We start from the raw sequence: 23,452 nt of genomic DNA on the forward strand, positions 1-23,452 counted from the left end.
GAGTCTGCACATGCGGTACGTCGTGGGCTACCAGCCAGATGAGCGCGGCGCGGACGCCGTCGCCCTTGGCATCGCGATCGCCCGAGCCCAGGGCGCCAAGCTCGAACTCATGCTCGTGCTCGGCGAGAACGCCCCGTACGTCGCGGCGAACCCAGAAGGGGCCCGTGTCAACGCGGAGGAACAGCAGGTCCTCACGGCCCAGCGGACGGCGCTCGGCATGGTCCCGCACGATGTCTCGGCCGAATTCCATGTGCGCCAGGGCAGCTCGTTCGCGGCGGTCCTTATCGAAGCCGCCGTCGAGTTCGAGGCCGCCCTCATCATCGTCGGGGCCGCGAGCAATGGACTCTTCAAGCGCTACACCGTGGGAAGCGTTGCGAATTCGCTCCTGCACGCGTCGCCGATTCCCGTCGCCCTCGCCCCCCGCGGCTATCACCGCACCGCGCCCATCGAGCGGCTCACGGCCTTCATCGGCCGCCGCCCCGGCGCGGACGCCGCCGTCGACGTCGCCCTTGTCGCGGCGAGCCGACGCAATGTGCCGCTTCGCTTCGTCTCCCTCGTCGAACTGGACGAACGCGGCGAGCACGGCGAGAACATCAACGCGGCGCACCGGCACGCGAACACTGTCCTCGAAAGCGCGGCGCACCGCCTGCCGCGCGGGCATGAGGCGAGCGTCGCCGTCGCGCACGGCCGGACCCTCGAGGCCGCCGTCGACAGCCTCGACTGGCGCGACGGCGAGCTCGTGATCATCGGCTCGAGCCGGCTTGCGCAGAAGCGTCGAATCTTCATCGGCTCGACGGCCAACAAGATCCTGCGCGCGTTGCCCGTTCCGCTCGTCGTGGTCCCGCTCGAATACGAGGGCGCCGAGTCCCGTCCGCTCGGCTGAGGCGGGCCCGCTCATGGGGGAGACCCAGGATCTGGGCAAGCTCCGCATAGAGCAGCATCATGGTCGCATGGATTTCGCGTACGTCCCGCGGAGTGGCGCGCTGGGCGAGTTCGCCGTGGTCGCAGAGCGGACGACGACGGCTGGCGGCTCCGCGTGAGCGCCGAGTTTCACGCGCTGCCGCCTCGGGCGTTCCCCGACGACGCTGCGCGGGCGGAAGGCGTGGCTGAGGCGCCCCCGGACGGCCGGGGGGTGGGCGAAGCGGATGGACCGCCCCCGCGCGGCGCGCCGCCCGCCGTCGTCGTCCAAATTCTCGCGACCGAACATTGGAGCCTCCTCGCGACGCGCAGCATGCTGTGGAACGAGCTCATGAGCCGCATCTCGATCCACCTCACCATCTCGTCGGCCGCGCTCGTGGTGCTCGCCCTCGTCGGGCAGGCCACCGGCTTCGGACCGGGGTTCTGGGTCATGGCGGTGGGGCTCTCCTCGGCGCTGCTCATCCTCGGAACGCTCACGCTGCTCCGCGTTGCCCTCGGAAGCTTCGAGGATTTTCGGCTCGTCGTCGGGATGAATCGCCTGCGGGGCGCGTACGCCGAAATTGAGCCGGCCGTCCTCGATCACTTCGTCACGTCCGCGCGCGACGACTTTCCGGGAGTTTCGGCGACCTACACGCTCGGAATGCGGCGCCCGACGTTCGTGCAGGCCTATTCGAGCACAGTGTTCTTCCTCGCCTGTTTCAACGCGATCGTGGCTGGGACCCTTGCGGCGGTCGTCGCCTTCGTGGCTGGGGGGCCGACGGCCCTTGTCGCGACGCTTGGCTCTGCGGTTCTCGTGGCCTACCTCGCCGTGCACCGGTGGCTCACGCGCCGGATCTTCAAGGGTATGGGGGCGGCCTTCTTTCACGGCGCGTACGGGAGTGACGGTTCGTGAGCGGCATAGCCGTCCCCTCCGCCGCATGACCGTCTGTGCGCGGCATGACCGTCGGTGCGCGGCATAACCGTCCCTTATTTCGCGACGCAAGGGACGGTTATGGCGCTCAGAGACGGTTATCCCGGCGGAGGCGGGTTGCCCCGCGAGAGCGCATGCGTGTGGCCCCTCCGGACGTTATCCACATAGCGCCGTTGGGCCGCGCATGGAGAGCATCTGATGGGCGAGACTGCGCTCATGGCATCCCACGAGCTCACGACATTGCTTGACACACGATGGCCCGCGCTTCGAGTGGCCTCCTCGGAACAGCTCAGAGTCGCCGGCCTCGACAGCCGCGCGCTGGCCGCGGCCGTGCGGGACCGGATCCTGGTCCGCATCCGGCGGGGTGTCTACGTTCGCCGGCCTCTTTGGCAATCGCTGGCCCCGTGGGAGCGCGACCAGTTGCGCGTCGAGGCGCATTGGCTCGCGACAGGCGGCTCGTCCGTCTACAGCCACGTCTCGGCGGCGCGGCTGCTGGGGTGCTCAACGTGGGAGAGCGGTCCGGCGATCCATGTCACCGTGCCGTATTCGGTGTCCCGCGCGAGCCACGGCGGAGACGTGGCTCCCCATCGGTTCGCTGTGGGGGACGACGACGTCGTCGAGGTCCCGCTCGGATGGGGGCAGATCGCCCGGGCCACGTCCCTCGACCGCACGGTGGCAGACTGCGCGAGGTCGCTCGACATCGAGCGGGCGGCGGTCGTGGGCGATCACGCGCTACGGCTCGGAGCGAGCCTCGACGGCATCCGCGCCGCGGCTGACCGTACCGGCGCCATCCGAGGCGCCCGCCGCGTCGAGCGGCTCGTTGGCCTGCTCGACGGTCGGTCGGAGTCGCCCGGAGAAACCCGCACCCGGTTGGCACTCCTGGCCGCGGGCCTCCCCGCGCCTGAACTTCAGTTCGAGATTTCCACCGGGGAGGGCCGCTTCCGGGCCGACTTCGCCTGGCCCGATGTGCTCGTGATCCTCGAGTTCGACGGCGAGGCCAAATACTTCGACTATCGCCCGACCGATGTTGCACTTCGGGCAGAGCGGAGGCGGGAGAATGCGATCGTCGACGAGGGCTGGACCCTCGTCCGCGCCAGGTGGGCCGATCTATCGATTCCCGGCGCGATCCCGGCCAAGGTTCTCGCCGCGTTCGAACGGGCCCGGCGGCTCGCTGGCTCCCGTCCTCCCGGCCTCCGTGGCAGCATGACCGTCGGATAAGGCCATAACCGTCGGTTGGCGGCATAACCGTCCCCTGGTCCGCGGCGCAAGGGACGGTTATGCCGCTCAGGGACGGCTGTGCCGCTTGCCCGTGGCCGAACCGCGAGGCGGTCATGTGGCGCGAGGCGGAGAAGCGGCTGCGCGAGGCCCGCAGGAAGGAGCACGAGCGGTTGCGGGATGCGCGCGGGAAGGAGCGCGAGCGGTTGCGGGACGCGCGCGGGAAGCCGGCCAAGGCCAACCGCCGAACGGGGCCCACGCTGCCGTGGCCCTCGCGCCCGCGCCCACGCCGCCGCGGCCCTCGCGCCCGCGCCTACACGCCCGCGCTGCCGTGGCTCTCGCGCCGTGGCCCTCGCGCCTGGGCCTACGCCGCGGCGGAAGCCGCCTCGGCGCGCGCCTGCGCCGCGCGGAGGGCCGTGCGGCGGCGGCTCGTTGCGAGCAGCATGTCCGCCGTGAGCACGACGAGCGCGAGCCACACGATCCCGAAGCCGACCCACCGCTCGGGGCCCATGTGCTCGCCGAGCACGGTCGTCGCGAGGATGAACTGGAGCAGCGGCGCCATGTACTGCAGCAGGCCGATCGTCGTCATCGGCAGGCGCCGGGCTGCCGCGCCGAAGAAGAGCAGCGGAACGGCCGTGACGACGCCGCTCGCCGCGAGCAGTCCGAAATGGCCCGCGCCGTGGCCGAACAGCGTGAGGGATCCCGCGGCCGCGAGCCAGCCGATCGCCGCGAGGGCGACCGGCGCGAGCACGACGGTCTCGACCGTGAGGCTCGTGACCGCCGTGACCGTCGCCCCGACGCGGTTCTTGACGAGCCCGTAGAAGCCGAAGCTGAACGCGAGGATGAGGGCGATCCACGGCATCCGGCCGTACGCGAGCGCGAGTACGAGGACGGCGACGAAGCCGATCGCGACGGCCGCCCATTGGAGCGGCCGGAGGCGTTCCTTCAGCACGAGCACGCCGAGAAGCACGCTCACGAGCGGGTTGATGAAGTACCCCAGCGAGGCCTCGATGGCCTGCCCGCTCAGGACGCCATACGTGTACGTGAGCCAGTTGACGGCAATGAGGGCGGCCGCGAGCGAGAGGGCGCCGAACGTCCGGCCCGAGCGGAGAGCCGCCCCGAGCGCGCCCCACGAGCGTGTCGCGGCGATGAGCACGAGGCACACGACGACGGAGAACACGACCCGGTCCGAAACGATCTCCACCGGTCCTGCCGGCACGAGCGTCATGAAGTACAGCGGAAGCAGCCCCCACAGCCCATAGGCCCCGATCCCGTAGAGCAGGCCGGCGGTCGCCGACGAGGCCGCGCGGTTCGGCCCCTCGGCGCTCGGGCCGGCTGGTGGGGCCGTTGTCGGATCGGAGGGGGCGTCGGGCTTCACGGTCACGACCGTACAACGGGAATGCCCCTGTCAGGTATTCCAGGGCCCTCGTCTTCCAGAAGCTCAGGCGGTCCGGTGGGCCCAGCGCCCGGACGCGCACAGGCGGAGCGCGACGGCTGCCGCGATCGCCGAGACCGCGACGAGCGAGACGAGCACGACGAGCTGGACGATCGCGGCGTCGACCGGGCTCGCCCCGCCGAGCACCATCCCTACGAAGGCACCCGGCAGGGTGACCGTTCCGACCGTGCGCGTCTGGTCCAGGGAGGGGATGAGCGCCTCGCGTGCCGTGTGGCGTGCCACGAGGAGGCGAGCGGGACGCCATTCGAAGCCGAGGGCGACGGCGGCCTCGACCTCGCCGCGCCGCAGCTCGAGCTCGGCGAGGACGCGACGGGCGGCGAGGCTCGTCGTCGTCATCGCTCCGCCGACCTGCTGGCCGATGAGCGCGATGAGCGCGAGCCCGTCGAACGGCAGGACGCCCGTCGCGAGCAGGATGAGCACGGCCGGCGCGACCCCCGCCGCGATCGGTGCGGCGGCCCACCACCAGCGCGTGCGGTCGGCGCGGCGACCCGCCGTGACGACGGCGACGGCGAACATCGCGAGCGTGAACAGGAGTGCGAGCCACGGGCTTTTCCCGAGCTGGGAGACGAGGAGGGCGACGACGGCGAGCTGGCCCACGGCGCGAAGGCTCGCCGTGACGGGCGGCCGCCACCCGCCGTCGAGCGCCCCGCGGTGGACGGCGGCGGCGAGCGCGGTCAGGAGGACGACGGCGACGACGACGCCGGGCCCGAGTCCCAAGAGCGTCGAACTCTGCACGCGAACTACAATATGAGGTTGCGTGCTGATTCAGCGCGCGGAGCTGCCGGAAGGATCATCCCGTGACCAACGCCCCTGCTGCACGACCGCTGCGCGTCGCCATCATCGGCGCCGGGCCCGCCGGGGTCTACGCGGCAGACATCCTGACCAAGTCGAACGAGGTCAAGGACGGAGATTTCGAGGTCAGCATCGACCTCTTCGACCAGTACCCCGCGCCGTACGGGCTCATCCGCTACGGGGTGGCCCCGGATCACCCACGCATCAAGGGCATCGTCAACGCGCTCCACAAGGTGCTCGACCGCGGCGACATCCGCTTCATCGGCAACGTCACGTATGGGCGCGACGTCACGCTGAGCGACTTCCGCCACTTCTACGACGCCGTCATTTTCGCGACGGGCGCGATCAAGGACGCGAAGCTCGACATCCCGGGTTCAGACCTCGAGGGCTCGTTCGGCGGCGCGGACTTCGTGTCGTGGTACGACGGCCACCCGGACGTCGCGCGCGACTGGCCGCTCGACGCGAAGGAAGTCGCGGTCATCGGCAACGGCAACGTCGCCCTCGACGTCGCCCGGATGCTGTCCAAGCACGCCGACGACCTTCTCGTCACCGAGATCCCCGACAACGTGTACCGCGTCCTCAAGGGCAGCCCGGTCACGGACGTCCACGTCTTCGGGCGCCGCGGCCCCGCACAGGTGAAGTTCACGCCGCTCGAGCTCCGCGAGCTCTCGCACTCGCGCGACGTCGACATCGTGCTGTACCCCGAGGACTTCGAGTTCGACGAGGCCTCGGATGAGGCGATCCGAACGAACAACCAGGTCAAGACGATGGTCAACACGCTCGCGAACTGGATCGCGGAGGACCAGGACACGGGCGCGTCCCGCCGTCTGCACCTGCACTTCCTGCACAGCCCCGTCGAGATCTACGACGCCCCGGAGGCCCGGGGCAAGGTTGCCGGCATCCGCTTCGAGCGCATGGAGCTCGACGGCACGGGCAACGTGCGCGGCACCGGCGAGTTCGAGGACTACCCCGTCCAGGCCGTCTACCGCGCGATCGGCTACCACGGTTCCGAGCTCGCCGAGCTCGAGTTCGACGCGCACCGCGGCGTCATCCCGAACGACGGCGGCCGCGTCCTCGACGAGGAAGGCGCGCCCGTGCCGGGCGTCTACACGACGGGTTGGATCAAGCGTGGCCCCGTGGGCCTCATCGGCCACACCAAGGGTGACGCGCTCGAGACGATCGGGTGCCTCCTCGAAGACCGCGACACGCTCCCGCCGGCCCAGAACCCCGACGAGCACGCGATCATGAGGCTCCTCGAGGAGCGCGGGGTCGAGTTCACGACGTGGGAGGGCTGGAACGAGCTCGACGCCCACGAGAAGTCGCTCGGCGAGAAGTTCACGGCGGAATCCGCGGAACAGGGCGCGCCCGTCGAGCGCGAGCGGGTCAAGGTCGTGCCGCGCGACGAAATGGTGCGTATCTCCCGCAAGCACAAGCGCTGAGCCCCACCGTTTGGGGGTCACCTACGGTGGGTGGCGCGTCGTTTGGGGGTCACCTACGGTGGGTGCGGGGTCGTTTGGGGGTCACCTACGGTGGGTGCGGGGTCGTTTGGGGGTCACCTACGGTGGGTGCGGGGTCGTTTGGGGGTCACCTCCCGTGGGTTGAACCCGCGGGAGGTGACCTCTGAACGGGCGAGGACCTGCGGGAGGTGACCTCTGAACGGGCGAGGTTCTAGCGGCGGAGGCTCTCGAGCAGGAGCGCGACCCCGTCGGCGGTCGCAGGCAGTGGCTCGACGTCGAGTCGGCAGCCGTGGCCCTTCTCGGGGTGGAAGAGCCGATCGAGGCGTGCCGCGGCGTCGTGCAGCCGTGAGAACGCGCCTTTCGCACGGGGCATGAGCGACGCGATCGTTGCGCCCGTGTGGCTCAGGACCGCTGCCGATCCGGCGAACGCATCGAGGACCTCGCGCCCGAGCGTCACCTGCACCTCCCACGGGAGCGATGCGACGCTTGCCGTCCCCTCGGGGAGTCGCAGGACGGCGACGAGTCGCGCGCACGCGGCATCGCCGTCGTCCTCCGTCCCCTTTTCTGAATAAAGTTCGTAGATGCGGGCGCGGAAGTGGGCCCACGTCGAGAGGCCCGTGGCGGGATCAACGCATGAGATGCCGGGACCGCAGCCGTCCGCGAACTCGGCCCACGTCTCGGCGAACGCCGCGACGAGCTGCGCTGGCGCGGCCATGCCAAGCGCGCCGAAGAACGCGAAGAGGTCCATGACGGCCTCAGCAGGGCCAACGCCGTGCTCCGCGCGGGCCCGCCCGAGGGCCCGCACAGAAGGCTCGAGGCACGCCGACGACGTCGACCGGGACGCGGAGCGGACCAGATCGAGCACCTCGGGACACAGCCAGTCGCTCGCAACGCGCCACGAACCAGAGAGCGCGTCGTGACGCCAAGAACGGAGGAGCTGGTCGTGTCCCTTCGGCCGACTCCCCGGTGTCACAAGGTGGGTCATATGTGCTGAGAGGCGGGAACCTTGCACCTATGACGCGATATTCGTTCGGAAACTCGCGTCATAGAATCGATGCCTGGGACTCACGTAAGCGTGACCGTCAACAGCGGGAAGGAACAATCCATGACCGCAAGTGCCGATCCCGCAACCGCGGCACCTGCTGCCCCGAGCGACGCCCAGCTGATCGCTGAGGTCCGCGCCGGGGACACCGAAGCCTACGCGCGCCTCTTCGAGCGCCACCACTCCGCCGCCGTCGGCCTCGCGCGCCGCTACGCGCGCAATGCGAGCGACGCCGAGGACCTCGCCGCCGAGGGGTTCGCGAACGTCCTCACGGCCCTCCGGAGCGGCTCAGGCCCGGACGCCTTCTTCCGGGCCTACCTCTTCACGTCCATTTCGCGCCTCGCCGCGCGGGGGAACATCAAGGCCAACCGCCAGACCCTCAGCGACGAGATGGAGCGCTACGAGGGCGAGCAGCCGTACGACGACCCCGTGCTCGCCGGCTTCGAGTCGGATACCGTGGCCTCCGCCTTCCGATCGCTCCCCGAACGCTGGCAGGCCGTGCTCTGGTATACCGAGGTGGACGGCATGCAGCCCGCCGCGGTCGCGCCGCTCCTCGGGCTCTCGCCCAATGCGGTCTCGGCGCTCGCCCTTCGCGCTCGCGAGGGCCTCCGGCAGGCGTACCTCCAGGCCCACGTCTCCGCGTCCGCGGTCGACGAGGCGTGCACCGCGTTCGTGGACAAGCTCGGCGCCTACGCCCGCAAGGGCTTGAGCCCGCGCAACGAAGCCAAGGTGAGCGAGCACCTGCACGACTGCCCGCGGTGCACGGCCGCGCTGCTCCAGCTCCAAGACGTGGGCCACGGCATGCGTGGCATCGTCTTCCCGCTCGTCACGGCGCTTCCGTTCGTTGTGCCCGCGGCTGGGAAGCTCGTGGGCGGCGGCCTGTTCGTGGGCTTCCTCGCGTGGCTCCGGCAGATTTTCGACAAGCTCGGGCCGCGGAACGTCGCCATCGCCGGGGCGGTCGCCGCTGCGGCCGTGATCGGTGGGATCGCCTTCGCCACCGTGATGTCGACGACGCCGGAGCCCCCTCCCGCTGCCCCCTCGGCGGTCGCGGCGGCTCCCGACACCGGTTCCTCCGCGTCGGGTGGGGGAGCGGGCTCGGCCGCGGCACCTGCGCCTGCGCCTGCGCCCGCTCCGGCTCCGGCTCCGGCTCCGGTGGAGGAGCCCGCGCCCGCGCCGGAACCCGCCCCCGCGCCCGTCCCAGAGCCCGCGCCTGCGCCGGCTCCCGTGGCGGCTGCACCGGCTCCCGCGCCAGCCGCGGCTCCCGCCCCGGCACCTGCGCCTGCGCCTGCTCCCTCGGCGCCGCCGTCGACCACCCCCAGCCCGACGCCGACGTCGCAGTACCCGTACAGCCTCGCACTCGTCTCGTGGAGTCAGACGCCGGAGTCGCTGCTGTTTCTTGAGTCGTTCCAGACCGACATCCTCAACCTCGCGGCGACCCCGACCGGGACCTCGACGCCGCCTTCGTCCTCGGTGAACGTGACCATCACGTATCCCTCGTCGCCCGGAACGCTGTCGTCCAGCTCGCCGGCATGGAACTGCAGCGGTCCGACCGGCTCGGGGCCTGTAACCGTCTCGTGCAAGCTGAATCACTATTCCGGCGGGAGCATTCCGGAGCTCAAGCTGGTGTGGACCGTTCTCCTCCCACTTGGCTCGACCATGACGGTGACTCCCGGCAGCGGAACCGCCGTGATCATGCACGGCAGCGCTCCGGTCTCGAACAAGGCCACGTTCGCGAGCTAGCGGCAGGCAGCGAGCCGCCGCTGGGCGAAGTCCGCCCTTGTTGCTTACCCAGGTCCCCTTATCGCTCGTGAAGTCACCTTCACGGTGACTTCACGAGCGATAAGGGGACTACTACCTGCGGGAAGGTGACATCCCGCAGGGCCCCGCGGGTCCGACTGTCCGCATAGCGAGACGATTTGAGCGTCCCATGTGGTGGACACCTAAGGTTAACGGGTTTGTCCTGGCCGACGGGTTTCTGGCCCTTGGCCGTCCCCGACCCTCAGGTAGACGATGAAGATCCTCCGCACCAAGCCCATCGAGCAGTCGCTCGCCGACTCGAACGAGCCCGGCAGGCGCCTCAAGCGCTCCCTCAGCACGTGGGACCTCATGATCATGGGCATCGCGGTCGCCGTCGGCGCCGGCATCTTCTCGGTCGGCGCCAAGGCGGCGGCGAACTTCGCGGGGCCCGCCGTGACGGTCTCGTTCGCGGTCGCCGCGATCGCATGCGCGCTCGCGATCATGTGCTACGCGGAATTCGCGACGGCGATCCCTGTCGCCGGCTCGGCCTACGTCTTCACGTACGCCACGATGGGCGAACTGCTCGCGTGGATCATCGGCTGGAACCTCATCCTCGAGCTCTTCACGGCGGCCGCGGTCGTCGCGAAGTACTGGGGCCTCTACCTCAGCAAGGTCTTCTCCCTCGTGGGCCTCACCATCCCGCCGAGCATCCACCTCGGCGGACTCGAGCTCGTGTGGGGGCCGTTCCTCATCGTTTCGATCTTCACCGTTCTGCTCGTCCTCGGCACGAAGCTCTCCGCGCGGGTCGGCAACTTTTTCACGATCATCAAGATCGCCGTCGTCCTCTTCGTCATCGTCGTGGGCTTCATGTACCTCAAGGCGGAGAACTACGCGCCGTTCATCCCGGCGGAGGTCCCCTCGCACGCCGCGGACGCCACCGCCGTCCTCAAGCAGTCCCTCTTCGCGTTCGCGACCGGTGCCGCCCCGGCCCAGTATGGGCTCTTCGGCGTCTTCGCGGGCGCAGCGCTCGTGTTCTTCGCGTTCATCGGCTTCGACGTCGTCGCGACGAGCGCGGAGGAGGTCAAGAACCCCCAGAAGACGCTCCCGCGCGGCATCTTCGCGGGCCTCGGCGCCGTGACGATCCTCTACATCCTCGTCTCGCTCGCGCTCACGGGCATGGTCCCGTACACGACGCTAGCGGCCGCCGAGCAGCCTACCCTCACGACCGCGTTCGAGGCCGTAGGCAACACGGATGCGGCGAAGGTCATCGCGTTCGGCTCGCTCGTGGGCCTCACGACGGTCATCATGGTCCTGCTTATGGGCTTCGCGCGCGTCGTGCTCGCGATGAGCCGCGATGGCCTCCTGCCCCGCGCGCTCTCGGTCACCTCGGACAAGCGGTCGACGCCGGCCCGCCTCCAGATCCTGTGCGGCGTCCTTGTCGCCTTGGTGGCTGGCCTCACTCAGGTGGACGTGCTCGAGGAGATGATCAACATCGGCACTCTCTCGGCGTTCGTCGTCGTGAGCCTCGGCGTGATCGTGCTGCGCCGCCGTCGTCCGGATCTCAAGCCCTCATTCCGTGTCCCGTTCGGGAAAGTGCTCCCGATCGTCTCGGCGCTCCTGTGCCTCTACCTCATGACGAATCTGGCGGTCGAGACGTGGATCTACTTCGCCGGTTGGCTTGTTGTGGGCCTCGTGATTTATTTTGCATATGGACAGCGGAATTCCCGCCTCAACGATCGTTTCGCGGAAGCTCGCGCTGCCGTGGCCGCGAACGATCCAGTGAGCGTCGCGAGCCGCGAATCCTGAACCGCCCTGTAGGATCACAGGCGGGGAATGTGAGGCACTACACGGCCAATCACGCGGGTGACGGTCGAAGCGAGGACATCGGTTTATGGCTAGACCGCCACGGCCTGAGCGCAAGTCGGAGCTGCTCGAGCAGATTCTGGACTTCCTCTTGGACAAGACGCTTGCGGACCTCACCTTCCGCAGCCTCGCCGATGGTCTCGGCATCAGCAGCTACGTTCTCGTGTACCACTTCGGGAACCGCGAAGCGCTCGTCTCCGAGATCATCCGCGGGATCGAGTCTCGTTTCGACCCGTATGGGCCCGGGGCGGATCGTCTTTCGGTAGACGGGCTCATCCTGTGGGCGCGCGCCGTGTTCGAGCATTCGCTCGACCACCGGGGACGCCATCTCCAGCGCCTCGAGTTCGAGGCCGCCGTGCAGGACGTCGTGGCTCCGCAGCCGCGCGGGAACAGCGCGACAGGCTATCTCGCGTGGTGCCGCTTCCTCACGGTCTGGCTTGAGCACGAGGGCGTCCCCGCCGACGAAGCCGCGGTGCTGGGGCGGACGTTCGTCGCAGCGCTCACCGGGGTTCTCTACGACTACGTGATCTTTGGCGACCGTCCGGCCGTGACGGCTTCGTTCGAGAAGCTCGTCGATGCATTCATCCGCGAGCTGTCGGCAAGCCGAGCGCCGCTCGGCTGATCCTCGCCGCGTGGCCCGCGGTCAACGCGACGTGGGCCGGGCCTCGAGGATTTCTCGGATGTGCTGAGCCTCGAGCGGCAGCCGGTTGGCGAGGGCGTTCCAGAGGATGTCGCAGTCCACTTGGTCGTGGTTGTGCGCAACGAGATTCCGGGTTGCCTTCATGGCCCGCCACGAGACGTGGGGGTTGGCCAGGATGAATTCCCCGGGCAGCCGAGCGACGGCTTCCCCGATCTTGTGAAGGATCGACTCGGCTGCGAGACGCAGGGCGATGTCGGCGTCGTACGCCTCCTTTCCCCGTGCGACGATGGCGTTGGCCGCCGTGTCACTCAACCGCAGAAGGTCGCGGAGGCTGCCGTCGATGCGTGACCGATCGAGACCCGTCATAGGGCAATCGCTTCGTCGCGGATGGGGTTGGGACCGGGCCGCAGCCCGCCCTCGGACACGACGTCAACGTGCAGGCCGGTGACGTCCTCGAGGGCAGTCGTGAGATCGGCGAGATCGAACATCGTTGCGTCAGGTGCCAGCCGTGACACAATGCGGCGGTGAGAACTCCGTTCACCGACCTCGTCGGCTGCAAACTGCCCCTGCAGCTGGCGGCCCTCGGTGGCGTCGGAACCGCGGATCTGGCACAGGCGGTCGCGGGCGCAGGCGGTCTCGGCATGCTGCCGATGGGGCTCGGCCTGCCGTCTCATCCGGCGGGCGCACTGGGCATGGGGTTCCTGCTTCCCTACCTTCCGACGTTCGAGGGCATAGCCCTGCAGGCACGCGGGGCACGGGTAGTCGAATTCTTCTGGGGCGAGCCCGCGGCGGTGGCCGTGTCAGCCGGCCACGACGCCGGGGCGCTCGTCTCGTGGCAGGTCGGTTCCGCCGCGGAGGCCGCTCTGGCGGAGCAGGCGGGGTGCGATCTCGTGGCGGGTTCGTGACCTGATCGACGCGGGCGCGCACGCGGTGCGCATCGGCACGCGATTCCTCGCCGCGCGGGAGGCGGGGGTGCATCCCGAATACTTGGCGGCGCTGATCGCCGGAAGTGCCCGCGACACCGTGCTCACCGATCACTTCGATGACGACGGCGACTGGCCCGCAACCGTGCGCGTCATCAGGACCTCACTCGAGGGCGCTCGGTCCGTCGGCAACCGAAGCACCATGCCGGCGGCCAGGGGCTCCGACCACCCCGGGGCGATGCCGTGGTACGCGGGTCTTTCGATCGACCATGTGCACAGGTCTCAGCCCGCGGCCGAGATCGTCGCCGAGCTGACGTCGCTGCTGGCCTGAGGTCCGGCAGGCTGGCGACTAGAGTCCTGTCTGTCATGAGGGCGCGGCCGCAGGCCGGCCCTTAGCTGGCGTGCCGGTGCTTGGCGAGGAGGAGGTGGATGGCCTCGCGCACGAGTTCGCTCTGGGAGCGCCCTGTTTCCCTGCGCAGGTGCTCGAACTGCTCGAACTCGCCCCGGGGGATCGCGCCACGCACGACGGGGGACTTCTCGCCCTTCTCGGCCCCGACGTGGGGTCGGCCCATCCGGATGGCCTTCTGGATGGCGCGCTCGCTGCCGTATTCGGCCAGCAGGAACGCGAGGCCGTCGGCTGCGGCCTCCGCCCCGATCTTGACGCGGCCAGCGGACTTCACCGGCATGGACTCGTCGGTCAGGCGGGCGGCGAGGTCTTCGTAGTACTGATCGCTCATTGCGGGTTCTCCTCTCGGTATCTGCGGTATTTAGGTCCGAGTTCCATTACGTGGAACACGATCGCCTCGCGGCCGTCGTCGAAGTGCTGGACCAGGATCTCGAGTTCGCGGCGGCTCTGCGGGTGAGGGCGGCCGATGTACAGCTTGATGTACCCCTCGGGCGTTGCGTCGTCCAGGGCGTCGGTGTAGCTCGCGTTCAGGATTGCGCTGATCGCCTCTGCGCGGGGGATGCCGTGCTTATCCGTCGACGGTTTCCAGATTGGGGCCACGTGACCACACTAGTTAAGGAAGGCGCTAAAGTATAGCCGTTTAGGTTGGCTCCCCTGGCGCGCCCCGATCGCGCAGGCGAACCAGTCATCGTGATGCGCATTTCGGAATCGGGAGAGAGAGACCGTGCCGTGCGCTACGATCTTGGGTGCTCGGCCGACGCCGCGGCCAATGAGTCGAATTGCCGAGTCGTCTGGCGCGCCCCTTCGTTGCGGAGCAAGGGGCGCCGGGTCACATGACAGGCCGTCGGAACTCTTGACAATGCGTTTAGCACTTGCTTCGTAATCTGGGTGGCGGTGCCTGCCGCTCGGGAGTTGGGGGATGCAATGGGCGCGAATGGCCAGCGCAAGGTGCTGCGAGCACAGTCCAGCCGCAGTTCCGCGAGCTTTGTCTGGGTGGCGTGCTGTGCTTTTGTCGGTGTCTCGATCGTCTCGGGCGGCGACAGTCGACTGCTGCGGTTCGGGCACTGGGTGGGCCTGGCTGCGTGGGCCGCGTTTGCGGTCCTGTGGCGGCCTTGCATCATCGTGGACGCCGATGACCTGACGATGATCAATGTTCTGAAGACACACCGGATCCCCTTTGCCCGAATCACCGATCTGAAAGTGGGCATGACAGTGTCGGTAGAGGCAGGTGGCAGACGATACTCGAGCTGGGGCGCCCCCATGCCCCGGAGCGCCTACAGCGCGGGGCTGGATCTCGGGGAGCGGAGCCAGATCCAAGTCATGACACCGACCAATGAAAGGCTGAGGGCCACAAGCGCTGCCGACCCCGCCCGAGACTCGATCCGCCGGGCATGGGAGGATGCGAAGCGTAGCCCGTCGACCCACGACGACGAATCCCTGACATCATCGACATGGAATGCCGCGAGCCTTGTCGTCGGCGCCGTCTGCCTGCTGCTGATCGGGGTCACCACGGTCCTCTGAGAGATCGGCTATTCGGACAGGGGAGGCGAGCGGTCTCGCCTTTCTGGGGGCGCCGCGGCTCACAGCTTCGTGAGATCGGGTCAATGCTCGCTGCCTTCGCCTCGTGTGGCTTCGACGTTGAACAAATCGTCGAGCCCGATCCGCTCCCCTCCATGGCGGAAATCGACCCCCAAAGCTACACGCAGCTCACCCGCTGCCCCGCGTTCATCCTCTTCTCACTGAAGAAGCGCCAGGGCGCCTAAAGCAGCCGGTCCGCCAAAGAAGCGGCGACCGATCCCAGCCCTAGACCGCAGTCCGCTTCGCCGACCACGCCGCATTGCGGATCCGCTTGCGGACGCGACGCCTACGAGGTCGCGGTCTCTCCTTCTAGACGTCGACGCGATAGTTCAGCGCGAGGTCGGCAGCGTTTTGGCCACGGATGCCCCAATTGAGCTTTGGCGTCTCGGTGATGGTGATCTCTAGGCTGTGGGGGCTGACGCCGGCCTTTGCCTCAACCCGAGCGAAGAGCTCGGCGATGAGAGCCCGTTTGGCCGCGTCAGTTCGACCTTCGAACATCGAGATTTCGATGATCGTGTACTCCTCGCCCCTGTCATCCGGGTAGATGAAATCGAACGCATCCAGGGCGATGAAGCGCTGGAATTTCTTCTCGGGCGGGTATTCCAGCGCGACCATGATCGCCTCGTGGATCGCCTCGGACAAAGCTAAACGGCGCTGCTCGAGCGAGCCGCGCCTCCCGTACACGACAACCTGAGCCACGCAGCCAGACTACCGGCGCACATGCGTCGAGCTCGAGCCGGCAAGCTCGCCGTCCACGGCGCCGCCCGCCTGGGCGGGGCGGACATCACCGCTCACAGAGCGCCGCCACGGGACGATCACATCCCTACAAGCAGCGAAAGGGCCCGACCGGGAACCGGTCGAGCCCTTTCGCTGGTGAGCGCGGCGACCGCGCTCAGTGCGCAGGAACGTCGTCGAGCGCGATTACTCCGTCACGGCGAGCGCGTCGATCTCGACGAGCATGACCTCGTGCGGGAGGTCGACGAAGACGGTCGTGCGGCTCGGGAGCTGCCCGCTCGGGACGTTCTCGGCGATGAACTCGGCGTAGACCTCGTTCATCGCGGGGAAGTCATCGCGCTTCGTGAGGTACACGCGGAACATCATGACGTCCTCGACCGAGGAGCCGCCCGCCTCCAGGATCGCCTTGACGTTCTCGAGTGTGCGGCGAGTCTGGACCTTGACGTCGCCCTCGCCGATGTACTGGTTCGTCGCGGGATCCATGGGGCCCTGGCCCGAGACCTGGAACAGGCCCCCCTTCTTGACGCCCTGCGAGAAGGTGTGTGCGGGGGCCGGGGCGTTCTCGGTGAGGACGATTGACTTGCTCATGATGGGTTCCTTTCGGGGTTGATCCAGCCGAGGTCCTGTGAGATGGCCTCGGTGCAGGCGGTCAGCGGGGGGACGAGGGCGAGGAGGCCCTCGTGGTCAAGGAGGACCATGGGAACGGAGCACGACGCCGCCGCGACGACGTGGCCGCTCGCGTCACGGATGGGCGCCGCGACGCAGTGCACGAATTCCTCGTGCTCGGAGTCGTCGATGGCCCATCCTTGCGCGGCCACGCGGTCGAGCTCGGCGAGGAGGGCGTCGGGCGTCATGATCGTGCGTTCGGTGAACTTCCGGTAGTCGATCGATGCGGCGATGGCCTCGCGCCTCGCGGGCGGCAGGTCGGCGAGGAGGACCTTCGACACGGCCGCCGCGTTGAGCGCCGCCGTGAGCCCGATCCGCGAGTACATGCGCACCGGCTGCCGCGATTCGAGCTTGTCGATGTATGTCACGTCCGAGCCCTCGAAGGCCGCAAGGTGGATCGTGTGGCCCGTGAGCTCGTTGAGCTTGGCGAGGTGCGGCCGCGCCGCGGCGCGGACGTCGCGCTGTTCGAGGGCGAGCGAGGAGAGCTCGAAGAGCTTGGGCCCGAGGCGGTAGCGCTGCTGCGCGTCGCGGACCACGAAGCGCTTCTCCTCGAGGCTGTGCAGGAGGCGCATGACGGTCGTCTTGTGGACGGTCGCGCGGGACGCGAGCTCGTCGAGGCTCGCGGGCCCGGCTGCGAGTTCGCCCAGGAGGTCGAGCGCGCGGAGGAGGCTCTGGCTCATAGCGGCACCTAGCCGTCGTGCCGAGCGCCCTGAGCCGCACCCTGCCGCGCGCCGCCGATGGCAAAGCCCGCCCGGGAGACCGTCGTCGTCGCCCATTCGTCCTCGGAGCAGCCCAGGACGCGCTCGAGCGTCGCTGCGTCGGGGAGCGGCCCACGATCCCCGCCCACGGTGAGGGTGCATGCGGCGGCAACGTGGCCGCGGCGGAGGCTTTCCCGCTGTCCGAGCCCGAACAGGACGCCGCTCAAGTACCCCGCGGCGAAGGAATCCCCCGCGCCGACGGGCTCGACGACGTCGACCGCGAGGGCCGGGACTTCCGCGCGTCGCCCGCCGCGCTCGAGCGCGATCGCGCTTGTGGCCTCGTTCTTGACGACGACGACGTCGGGTCCCGGGAGGAGCCGCCGCAGCTCGGCCTCGTCCCCGGTCCCGAACGCGTGCTCGGCCTCGTCCCGGCCGACGAGCACGATGTCCGCGAGGTTCGCGAGGCGCCGCAGGGCGCCCGAGTCCCGCCCGGCCCACAGGGGGGCCCGCCAGTTGACGTCGAAGCTCACGCGAGCTGAGCTTCGGGGCCGGGTGAGGAGCGCTTCGAGGAGCGCGAGGCAATCGTCGGAGAGAGCGGCCGTGATGCCGCTCACGTGAATGAGCGACGCGCGGTCGAGCAGCTCGGCGACGCGAGGATCCGCGAGCAGTTCGGGACCCATCGCCGAGGCGGCGGATCCCCGGCGGTAGTAGATGACGGAGGCGGGAGCCTCGTCGGTCGCCGGGACCTTGACATAGAGGCCCGTGGGCCGCGACGCGTCGACTTCGACGCCCGCGACCCCGACACCGTGCTCCGAGAGCTCCGCGAGGATGCGGCTGCCGAATCCGTCCCGGCCGACTCGGCTGATCCACTGCACGTCAAGGCCCATCGCGGCGAGGCCCAGGGCGACGTTGGATTCGGCGCCGCCATTGCTGAGCCGAAGGCTCTCGGCGCGCTCGAGGGACGTGCCGGCTTCGGGGGTCAGCATGGCCATGGTCTCGCCTATGCACACGGCTGTCAGCATCCGGACTCTGCGCTCCTCGTCGGCTCGATGGGGGAACAGCGCAACCTTGACGCCGATTCCGATCCGATGCTAAACAAGATAGCGCGCCCTTTGCAACTATGATTGCAAATTATGCAACGATGCTGACGGAAGGATCCAGCGTGACGACGTCCCCCACGACCGCCGGCCCCACGGCGAGCGGCCCCACACCGATCGACGCCCGTGCGGTCGCGGCCCTCGGCTCCGAGGTGCTCGACTGGCGGCACAAGTCCGTTCCCGCAGCCTTCCACGGCCAGACGGCCGCCGCATTCGCGGCGTCACGCGAGCCCCTTGGGGCGCTCCAGACGCCCCTCCTCACTCTCGACTCCTCGGCCCTCGAGGGCAACCTCGCGCGCTTCGCGAGGTGGTGCCGCGAGCACGGCGTGCTCGTGGCCCCGCACGGCAAGACCACGATGTCGCCCCAGCTCTGGGCGCGTCAGCTCGAGCTCGGCGCGTGGGGCATCACGCTAGCCAACGCGGCGCAACTCCGCGTCGCGCGCCACTTCGGCGTCCAGCGCCTCATGCTCGCCAACAGCCTGACCGACCCGCAAGCCATCCGCTGGGCCGCGGGCGAGGTCCGCGCTGGAGCCGAGATCATCTCGTGGGTCGACTCGACGCGCACGGTCGAGCTCCTCGAATCCGTGCTCGCAGACGCAAGCCCAGCGGCACGAACAGTTCTCGACGTCGTCGTCGAACTCGGCGGAGCCAGCGGGCGCACGGGCGCGCGCACGGCCGAGGAAGCGCTCGACGTCGCCCGCGCGGCCGCCGCGGCGCCGCATCTGCGCGTCGTGGGCGTGGGCGGCTACGAGGGCGCGCTCGCCCACACCGCGGACGACGCCGGCCTTGCCGCCGTCCGCGCCTACCTCGCCTCCGTGCGGTCCCTCCATGAGAAGCTCCTCGCCGAGGGACTGTACGGCTCGGACTCGGTCATCGTGACGGCGGGCGGCAGCGCCTACTTCGACGACGTCGTCGAGATCCTCGCGCCGTGCAGCACCGCGGGCGACGGCGGTGCGGGCGACGGCGGGGCGCACCACCGGGCGGCGCCGCGCGTGGACGTGGCCGATTCCCTCGCGACCGATGGCGGGGCGCACCACCGGGCGGCGCCGCGCGTAGATGTTGTGCTTCGCAGCGGCGCCTACCTCATCCATGACGACGGCTTCTACCGCGGCATCTCGCCGTTCTCGCGCACCGATCCGGACGCCGAGACGGCGTTCCACTCGGCCATGCACGCGTGGGCGCGCGTCGTCTCCCAGCCGGAGCCGGGCCTCGCGATCCTCGACGCCGGCAAGCGCGATCTGTCCGTCGATGAGGGACTCCCTGTTCCCCAGCTCATCGGCGCCGGCCTCGGCACAGCGATGCGGACGCTCGACGGCGCGTGGATCACCGCCGTCAACGACCAGCACGCGTTCATGTCCTTCGATCCCGCCGAGTCGGTCCGCCCCGGCGACGTCGTGCGGCTCGGCCTGTCGCATCCGTGCACGGCGCTCGACAAGTGGACCCTCATCCCCGTCATCGACTCGGCCGCCTCGCCGCAGGACGCCGTCGTCGTGGGTACCGTCCGGACCTTCTTCTAAAGGCACTCCCATGCAGACCCTCATTGCGAACGCGACCGTCGTCGACGGCTCCGGCGCGCCGCGATATCGCGCGGACGTCCTGATCGACGGCGCCGTCATCGCCGCGATCGCGGAGCCGGGAACGCTCCCCGCGGCCGGCGACGTCGTCGACCGGGTCATCGAGGCCGAGGGCCTCGTGCTCAGCCCCGGCTTCATCGACATGCACGCCCACTCGGACCTGCAACTCCTTCTCAACCCGGGCCATTTCGCGAAGCTCAGCCAGGGCGTCACCACCGAACTGCTCGGCCAGGACGGGCTCTCCTACGCGCCCGTCGACGACGCGACGCTCGCCGCCGTCCGCGTCAAGATCGCGGGCTGGAACGACAATCCCGAGGACTTCGACTGGGACTGGCGCACCGTGGGCGAGTACCTCGACCGGCTCGACCGCGCGGAAGGCCGCGGGGCCGAAGGCGAAAGCGGGGCCGAGAGCGGGACCGGGGGCGAAAGCGGCGCAGGGCCCGACGGCGGTGCCGCTCGCATCGCCGTCAACGCCGCGTATCTCGTGCCACAGGGCACCGTGCGCGCCCTCGTCATGGGCTTCGAGGACCGTGCCGCGAGCGCCGAGGACGTCGCCCGCATGCAGGAGGTCGTCCGCACCGCGATGGAGGAAGGCGCCGTCGGCATGTCCTCGGGCCTGACCTACACACCCGGCATGTACGCGACGACGGAAGAGCTCGCAGCGCTGTGCCGCACGGTCGGGGAGCTCGGCGGGTTCTACGCGCCGCACCACCGCTCGTACGGCAAGAACGCGCTCGGCGCCTACGCCGAGATGATCGGCCTGAGCCGCGAGGCGGGCTGCCCCCTGCACCTTTCGCACGCGACCATGAACTTCCCCGAGAACAAAGGCCGCGCGGGCGAGCTCCTCGCGCTCATCGACGAGGCGCTCGACGCCGATGCCGACATCACGCTCGACACCTATCCCTACCTCCCCGGCTCGACGACGCTCTCGGCGATCCTCCCAAGCTGGGCCTCCTCGGGCGGGACGGACGCGACCCTCGCCCGGCTCGAAGACCCTGAGACCCGCGCCCTCATCCGCGAGACCGTCGAGGTGTACGGCTCCGACGGCTGCCACGGCGTCGTCGCGGACTGGAACACGATCGAGGTCAGCGGCGTCCAGAACGCCGCGCTCGCGGGCTACATCGGACGGACGGTCGAGGCGATCGCCGCGGACGAGGGGCGTGAGCCGTTCGACGTCTTCGCCGGGATCCTCGTCGCGGACCGCTGCGGGACGGGCATCATCCAGCACGTCGGGCACGAGGAGAACGTTCGCGCGATCATGGTGCACCGCGCCCACACGGGCGGAAGCGACGGGCTGCTCGTCGGCGGCAAGCCGCACCCGCGGGCGTGGGGCACGTTCCCGCGCTACCTGGGCCATTACTGCCGCGAGCTCGGGCTCATGAGCCTCGAGGAGACCGTCCACCACCTGACCGGCCGGCCCGCCGCACGGCTCAAGCTCGTGCGCCGAGGTCTCGTCCGGGAGGGATTCGCCGCCGACCTCGTCCTCTTCGACCCCGCGACCGTCGCGGACCGCGCGACGTTCGAGGAGCCGCGCCGGCCCGCCGTCGGCATCCACCACGTCTTTGTCAACGGAACCGCCGCGATCAGCGACGGCCAGCCCACCGGAGCGCGCGCAGGCCGCGCCCTCCGGCGTACCCCGGAAGGAACGGAACCCTCCCATGACTGACGAAGAGCTCATCGCGCTTCTCGCCGCGGACCGCACCCTCGCCGTCGTCCGCGCCAACTCGATCCCCGACGTCGCCGGGCTCGCGGGCGCGCTCGCCTCGGGCGGCATCCGCGGGCTCGAGCTGACATTCACGACGCCGGACGTCCTCACCCACGTACGACGCGCCGTCGAGACCGCGGGCGAGCACGGCGCCGCCGTGGGCGTCGGCACGGTCCTGACCGGCGATCAGGCGCGCGCGGCGATCGACGCCGGGGCCCAGTTCCTCGTGACGCCCGGCATCCGCCCCGACGTCGCGCGGGTTGCGACCGAGGCCGGGGTTCCCGTGACGCTCGGCGCCATGACGCCGTCGGAGGTCGCGCAGGCGCTCGACCTGGGATCCTCGATTGTCAAGATCTTCCCCGCGCGCCAGGTCGGGCCTGCATTCCTCAAGGACCTCCAGGGCCCCTACCCGGGTGTGAAGCTCCTGCCCTCGGGCGGGATCGACGCCTCGAACGCCCGGAGCTACCTCGACGCGGGCGCGCTCGCGGTGTGCTGCGGGACGTCGGTGGTCCCGCCGTCCGCCGTCGAGGCCGGCGCCTGGGACGACATCGCGGCCCGCGCCGCGGCCTTCACTGCCGCGCTCTCCTCCACCCCTACCACCACCGGAGACAACTGATGGATGCGTTCCTCGCCTGGCTGCGGCATGACACCGCCGGCCTTCTCCTTCTAGCGGCCGTGGGCATAGCCCTCCTCCTATTCCTCATCATCAAGGTCAAGGTCGAGCCGTTCATCGCGCTCGTGGGCACCGGCGTCCTCGTCGCCCTCGTCGGCGGCGTGAGCGTCAGCGCTCTCGTCGGTTCGGCGTCTGCGAGCAGCGATGCCCTTATTGAGAAGGGCTTCGCCGGGATCCTCGGCCACATCACCCTCATCATCGGCCTCGGGACGGTGCTCGGGGCGATCCTCGAACGCTCGGGTGGCGCGGAAGTGCTGCTCGGCAGGCTCGTGAAGGTCTTCGGCGAGAAGGGCACTCCGCTCGCGATGGGCATCACAGGCTTCGTGCTCGGCATCCCGGTCTTCTTCGACATCGGCATCTTCGTGCTCGCGCCGCTCGTCTATGTCGCCGCCGTGCGCGGCCGGCGCTCCCTCGCGCTCTATGCCCTTCCGCTCCTCGCGGGCCTCTCCGTGACGCATGCCTTCCTGCCCCCGCACCCGGGCCCCGTCGCTGCGGCCGGCCTCTTCCACGTTGACCTCGGTTGGATCATCCTCATGGGCCTCGCGTGTGGGATCCCCGCGTGGTTCGCGTCCGGCATCCTCTGGGGCCGGTGGATCGGCCAGCGGGTCCCCGTCGAGGTTCCCGAGGATCGGGTCATCCCCGAGGCCGAGGAGGCCAAGGGCCACGAGCCGCGCATGGCGGTCGTCTCGCTCGCGATCGGTCTGCCGATGCTCCTCATCCTCGGCGGCACGTTCGGCAACGTCTTCGTTCCCGCCGGTGTGTTCCGCGACACGCTCGTGTTCTTCGGCAACCCGGCGATCGCGCTCAGCGTCGCCGTGCTCCTCTCGATGTGGCTGCTCGGGATCCGCCGCGGCATGACGGCGCGGGAGCTCTCGGAGCTCAGCTCGGCCTCGCTCAAGCCCGTCGGCATGATCATCCTCGTGGTCGGCGCCGGGGCGTTCTTCGGGGCCGTCCTCGCGGCGACCGGCGTCGGCAAGGCCGTCGCGGATTCGCTCGCGGCGGCGGGCCTGCCCATCATCGTCTCTGCCTACGTGATCGCCTGCGGAATGCGCATCGCCCAGGGCTCGGCGACCGTTGCCATCGTCACGACGGGCGGCATCCTCGCCCCGAGCCTCACCGCGGGCCACTACTCTCAGCCCCAGCTCGCTCTCATCGTCATGGCGATCTCCTCGGGCTCGATCATCGCGAGCCACGTCAACGACGGCGGCTTCTGGATCATCCAGAGATACTTCAACATGTCGGTCAAGGACACGCTCAAGACGTGGACCGTGCTCGAGACCGTGCTCTCGGTGGTCGGCTTCGGCGTGGCAAGCCTGATCTACGCGTTCGTGTGACCCTGCGGCGCGGCCGCGTCGCTCCCGTGTGTC

27 protein-coding genes are annotated in these 23,452 nt (G+C 69.6%); 16 read left to right on the plus strand and 11 right to left on the minus strand.

All coding sequences use genetic code 11. From position 1 onward, the window contains the following. The first annotated feature begins 10 nt into the window (after positions 1 to 10). The 4 genes from RBS12_RS05140 to RBS12_RS05155 all read left to right on the plus strand — a co-directional run bounded on the left by RBS12_RS05140 (position 11) and on the right by RBS12_RS05155 (position 3,046). The gene (locus RBS12_RS05140) at positions 11 to 883 is read left to right on the plus strand and encodes a universal stress protein (protein WP_307965005.1); all 873 of its coding nucleotides are present in this window, start codon (positions 11 to 13) and stop codon (positions 881 to 883) included. Positions 884 to 896: 13 nt separating this feature from the next. Next, positions 897 to 1,040 carry a hypothetical protein gene (locus RBS12_RS05145; RefSeq protein WP_307965006.1) on the plus strand — a complete coding sequence of 48 codons (144 nt, stop codon included), beginning with the start codon at positions 897 to 899 and terminating at the stop codon, positions 1,038 to 1,040. Continuing rightward, on the plus strand, positions 1,037 to 1,810 hold the full coding sequence (locus RBS12_RS05150) for a hypothetical protein (RefSeq protein WP_307965007.1): 774 nt from the start codon (positions 1,037 to 1,039) through the stop codon (positions 1,808 to 1,810). Before RBS12_RS05145 ends, RBS12_RS05150 begins: the two co-directional genes overlap by 4 nt. 216 nt (positions 1,811 to 2,026) lie before the next feature. Next, complete coding sequence (locus tag RBS12_RS05155) at positions 2,027 to 3,046, plus strand: type IV toxin-antitoxin system AbiEi family antitoxin domain-containing protein (protein ID WP_307965008.1); 1,020 nt, start codon at positions 2,027 to 2,029, stop codon at positions 3,044 to 3,046. A 361-nt stretch (positions 3,047 to 3,407) separates the two neighbouring features. On the opposite strand, the gene rarD is transcribed toward RBS12_RS05155, so the two are convergent. Both rarD and RBS12_RS05165 read right to left on the minus strand, forming a co-directional pair. Continuing rightward, the gene (gene rarD, locus RBS12_RS05160; RefSeq protein WP_373886478.1) at positions 3,408 to 4,421 is read right to left on the minus strand and encodes an EamA family transporter RarD; all 1,014 of its coding nucleotides are present in this window, start codon (positions 4,419 to 4,421) and stop codon (positions 3,408 to 3,410) included. A gap of 63 nt (positions 4,422 to 4,484) precedes the next feature. After that, on the minus strand, positions 4,485 to 5,234 hold the full coding sequence (locus RBS12_RS05165) for an ABC transporter permease (RefSeq protein WP_307965009.1): 750 nt from the start codon (positions 5,232 to 5,234) through the stop codon (positions 4,485 to 4,487). Positions 5,235 to 5,296: 62 nt separating this feature from the next. Between RBS12_RS05165 and RBS12_RS05170 the strand changes: the two genes are divergently transcribed. Beyond that, positions 5,297 to 6,730 (plus strand): FAD-dependent oxidoreductase, encoded by a 1,434-nt coding sequence (locus RBS12_RS05170; RefSeq protein WP_307965010.1) that lies wholly within the window; start codon positions 5,297 to 5,299, stop codon positions 6,728 to 6,730. 229 nt (positions 6,731 to 6,959) lie between these two features. Here the strand turns inward: RBS12_RS05170 and RBS12_RS05175 are convergent, their stop codons facing one another. Further along, positions 6,960 to 7,733, minus strand: coding sequence for a hypothetical protein (locus RBS12_RS05175; RefSeq protein WP_307965011.1), 774 nt, complete (start codon positions 7,731 to 7,733; stop codon positions 6,960 to 6,962). A gap of 120 nt (positions 7,734 to 7,853) precedes the next feature. Between RBS12_RS05175 and RBS12_RS05180 the strand changes: the two genes are divergently transcribed. From RBS12_RS05180 to RBS12_RS05190, 3 genes are all read left to right on the plus strand, one after another. Beyond that, complete coding sequence (locus RBS12_RS05180) at positions 7,854 to 9,530, plus strand: sigma-70 family RNA polymerase sigma factor (protein WP_307965012.1); 1,677 nt, start codon at positions 7,854 to 7,856, stop codon at positions 9,528 to 9,530. 270 nt (positions 9,531 to 9,800) lie between these two features. Continuing rightward, the gene (locus RBS12_RS05185) at positions 9,801 to 11,333 is read left to right on the plus strand and encodes an amino acid permease (protein ID WP_307965013.1); all 1,533 of its coding nucleotides are present in this window, start codon (positions 9,801 to 9,803) and stop codon (positions 11,331 to 11,333) included. A gap of 85 nt (positions 11,334 to 11,418) precedes the next feature. Next, a complete protein-coding gene (locus tag RBS12_RS05190) occupies positions 11,419 to 12,012 on the plus strand; it encodes a TetR/AcrR family transcriptional regulator (protein ID WP_307965014.1) in 594 nt (197 codons plus the stop codon). A 21-nt stretch (positions 12,013 to 12,033) separates the two neighbouring features. Here the strand turns inward: RBS12_RS05190 and RBS12_RS05195 are convergent, their stop codons facing one another. Then, the gene (locus RBS12_RS05195) at positions 12,034 to 12,396 is read right to left on the minus strand and encodes a HepT-like ribonuclease domain-containing protein (RefSeq protein WP_307965015.1); all 363 of its coding nucleotides are present in this window, start codon (positions 12,394 to 12,396) and stop codon (positions 12,034 to 12,036) included. Then, the gene (locus tag RBS12_RS05200) at positions 12,393 to 12,518 is read right to left on the minus strand and encodes a hypothetical protein (RefSeq protein WP_307965016.1); all 126 of its coding nucleotides are present in this window, start codon (positions 12,516 to 12,518) and stop codon (positions 12,393 to 12,395) included. The genes RBS12_RS05195 and RBS12_RS05200 overlap by 4 nt, the downstream gene beginning before the upstream one ends. Positions 12,519 to 12,554: 36 nt before the next feature. Here RBS12_RS05200 and RBS12_RS05205 point away from each other — a divergent pair, with 36 nt between their 5' ends. Then, positions 12,555 to 12,935 (plus strand): hypothetical protein, encoded by a 381-nt coding sequence (locus RBS12_RS05205; protein ID WP_307965017.1) that lies wholly within the window; start codon positions 12,555 to 12,557, stop codon positions 12,933 to 12,935. Positions 12,936 to 12,960: 25 nt separating this feature from the next. Beyond that, positions 12,961 to 13,284, plus strand: a complete 324-nt coding sequence (locus tag RBS12_RS05210) for a hypothetical protein (protein WP_307965018.1) — start codon at positions 12,961 to 12,963, stop codon at positions 13,282 to 13,284. Positions 13,285 to 13,345: 61 nt separating this feature from the next. On the opposite strand, the gene RBS12_RS05215 is transcribed toward RBS12_RS05210, so the two are convergent. Together RBS12_RS05215 and RBS12_RS05220 are read right to left on the minus strand one after the other, a co-directional pair. Continuing rightward, on the minus strand, positions 13,346 to 13,690 hold the full coding sequence (locus RBS12_RS05215; RefSeq protein ID WP_307965019.1) for a ribbon-helix-helix protein, CopG family: 345 nt from the start codon (positions 13,688 to 13,690) through the stop codon (positions 13,346 to 13,348). Continuing rightward, on the minus strand, positions 13,687 to 13,959 hold the full coding sequence (locus RBS12_RS05220; RefSeq protein ID WP_307965020.1) for a hypothetical protein: 273 nt from the start codon (positions 13,957 to 13,959) through the stop codon (positions 13,687 to 13,689). The genes RBS12_RS05215 and RBS12_RS05220 overlap by 4 nt, the downstream gene beginning before the upstream one ends. A 324-nt stretch (positions 13,960 to 14,283) precedes the next feature. Here RBS12_RS05220 and RBS12_RS05225 point away from each other — a divergent pair, with 324 nt between their 5' ends. Both RBS12_RS05225 and RBS12_RS05230 read left to right on the plus strand, forming a co-directional pair. Further along, entirely contained in the window at positions 14,284 to 14,880 is a 597-nt protein-coding gene (locus RBS12_RS05225; protein ID WP_307965021.1) for a hypothetical protein, read from the plus strand. A gap of 83 nt (positions 14,881 to 14,963) precedes the next feature. Then, a complete protein-coding gene (locus tag RBS12_RS05230) occupies positions 14,964 to 15,122 on the plus strand; it encodes a hypothetical protein (protein ID WP_307965022.1) in 159 nt (52 codons plus the stop codon). Between the two features lie 124 nt (positions 15,123 to 15,246). Here the strand turns inward: RBS12_RS05230 and RBS12_RS05235 are convergent, their stop codons facing one another. The 4 genes from RBS12_RS05235 to RBS12_RS05250 all read right to left on the minus strand — a co-directional run bounded on the left by RBS12_RS05235 (position 15,247) and on the right by RBS12_RS05250 (position 18,058). Next, a complete protein-coding gene (locus RBS12_RS05235) occupies positions 15,247 to 15,636 on the minus strand; it encodes a tautomerase family protein (protein ID WP_307965023.1) in 390 nt (129 codons plus the stop codon). Between the two features lie 222 nt (positions 15,637 to 15,858). Further along, the gene (locus tag RBS12_RS05240) at positions 15,859 to 16,260 is read right to left on the minus strand and encodes a RidA family protein (RefSeq protein ID WP_373886479.1); all 402 of its coding nucleotides are present in this window, start codon (positions 16,258 to 16,260) and stop codon (positions 15,859 to 15,861) included. Beyond that, positions 16,257 to 17,018 carry an IclR family transcriptional regulator gene (locus RBS12_RS05245; RefSeq protein ID WP_307965024.1) on the minus strand — a complete coding sequence of 254 codons (762 nt, stop codon included), beginning with the start codon at positions 17,016 to 17,018 and terminating at the stop codon, positions 16,257 to 16,259. The genes RBS12_RS05240 and RBS12_RS05245 overlap by 4 nt, the downstream gene beginning before the upstream one ends. An 8-nt stretch (positions 17,019 to 17,026) precedes the next feature. Then, complete coding sequence (locus RBS12_RS05250) at positions 17,027 to 18,058, minus strand: sugar kinase (RefSeq protein ID WP_307965025.1); 1,032 nt, start codon at positions 18,056 to 18,058, stop codon at positions 17,027 to 17,029. A gap of 140 nt (positions 18,059 to 18,198) precedes the next feature. On the opposite strand from RBS12_RS05250, the gene RBS12_RS05255 reads away from it, so the two are divergent. From RBS12_RS05255 to RBS12_RS05270, 4 genes are read left to right on the plus strand one after another with little or no spacing between them, the layout of a single operon-like run. Next, entirely contained in the window at positions 18,199 to 19,650 is a 1,452-nt protein-coding gene (locus tag RBS12_RS05255; RefSeq protein ID WP_307965026.1) for an alanine racemase, read from the plus strand. Between the two features lie 10 nt (positions 19,651 to 19,660). Beyond that, positions 19,661 to 21,373, plus strand: a complete 1,713-nt coding sequence (locus tag RBS12_RS05260; protein WP_307965027.1) for a D-aminoacylase — start codon at positions 19,661 to 19,663, stop codon at positions 21,371 to 21,373. Beyond that, a complete protein-coding gene (locus RBS12_RS05265; RefSeq protein ID WP_307965028.1) occupies positions 21,366 to 22,028 on the plus strand; it encodes a bifunctional 4-hydroxy-2-oxoglutarate aldolase/2-dehydro-3-deoxy-phosphogluconate aldolase in 663 nt (220 codons plus the stop codon). The genes RBS12_RS05260 and RBS12_RS05265 overlap by 8 nt, the downstream gene beginning before the upstream one ends. Next, on the plus strand, positions 22,028 to 23,419 hold the full coding sequence (locus RBS12_RS05270) for a gluconate:H+ symporter (protein WP_307965029.1): 1,392 nt from the start codon (positions 22,028 to 22,030) through the stop codon (positions 23,417 to 23,419). The genes RBS12_RS05265 and RBS12_RS05270 overlap by 1 nt, the downstream gene beginning before the upstream one ends. Positions 23,420 to 23,452 lie beyond the last annotated feature (33 nt).

Origin of the sequence: Sinomonas sp. ASV322 (assembly GCF_030908245.1) — a bacterium.
In the GTDB taxonomy this organism is placed as follows: domain Bacteria; phylum Actinomycetota; class Actinomycetes; order Actinomycetales; family Micrococcaceae; genus Sinomonas.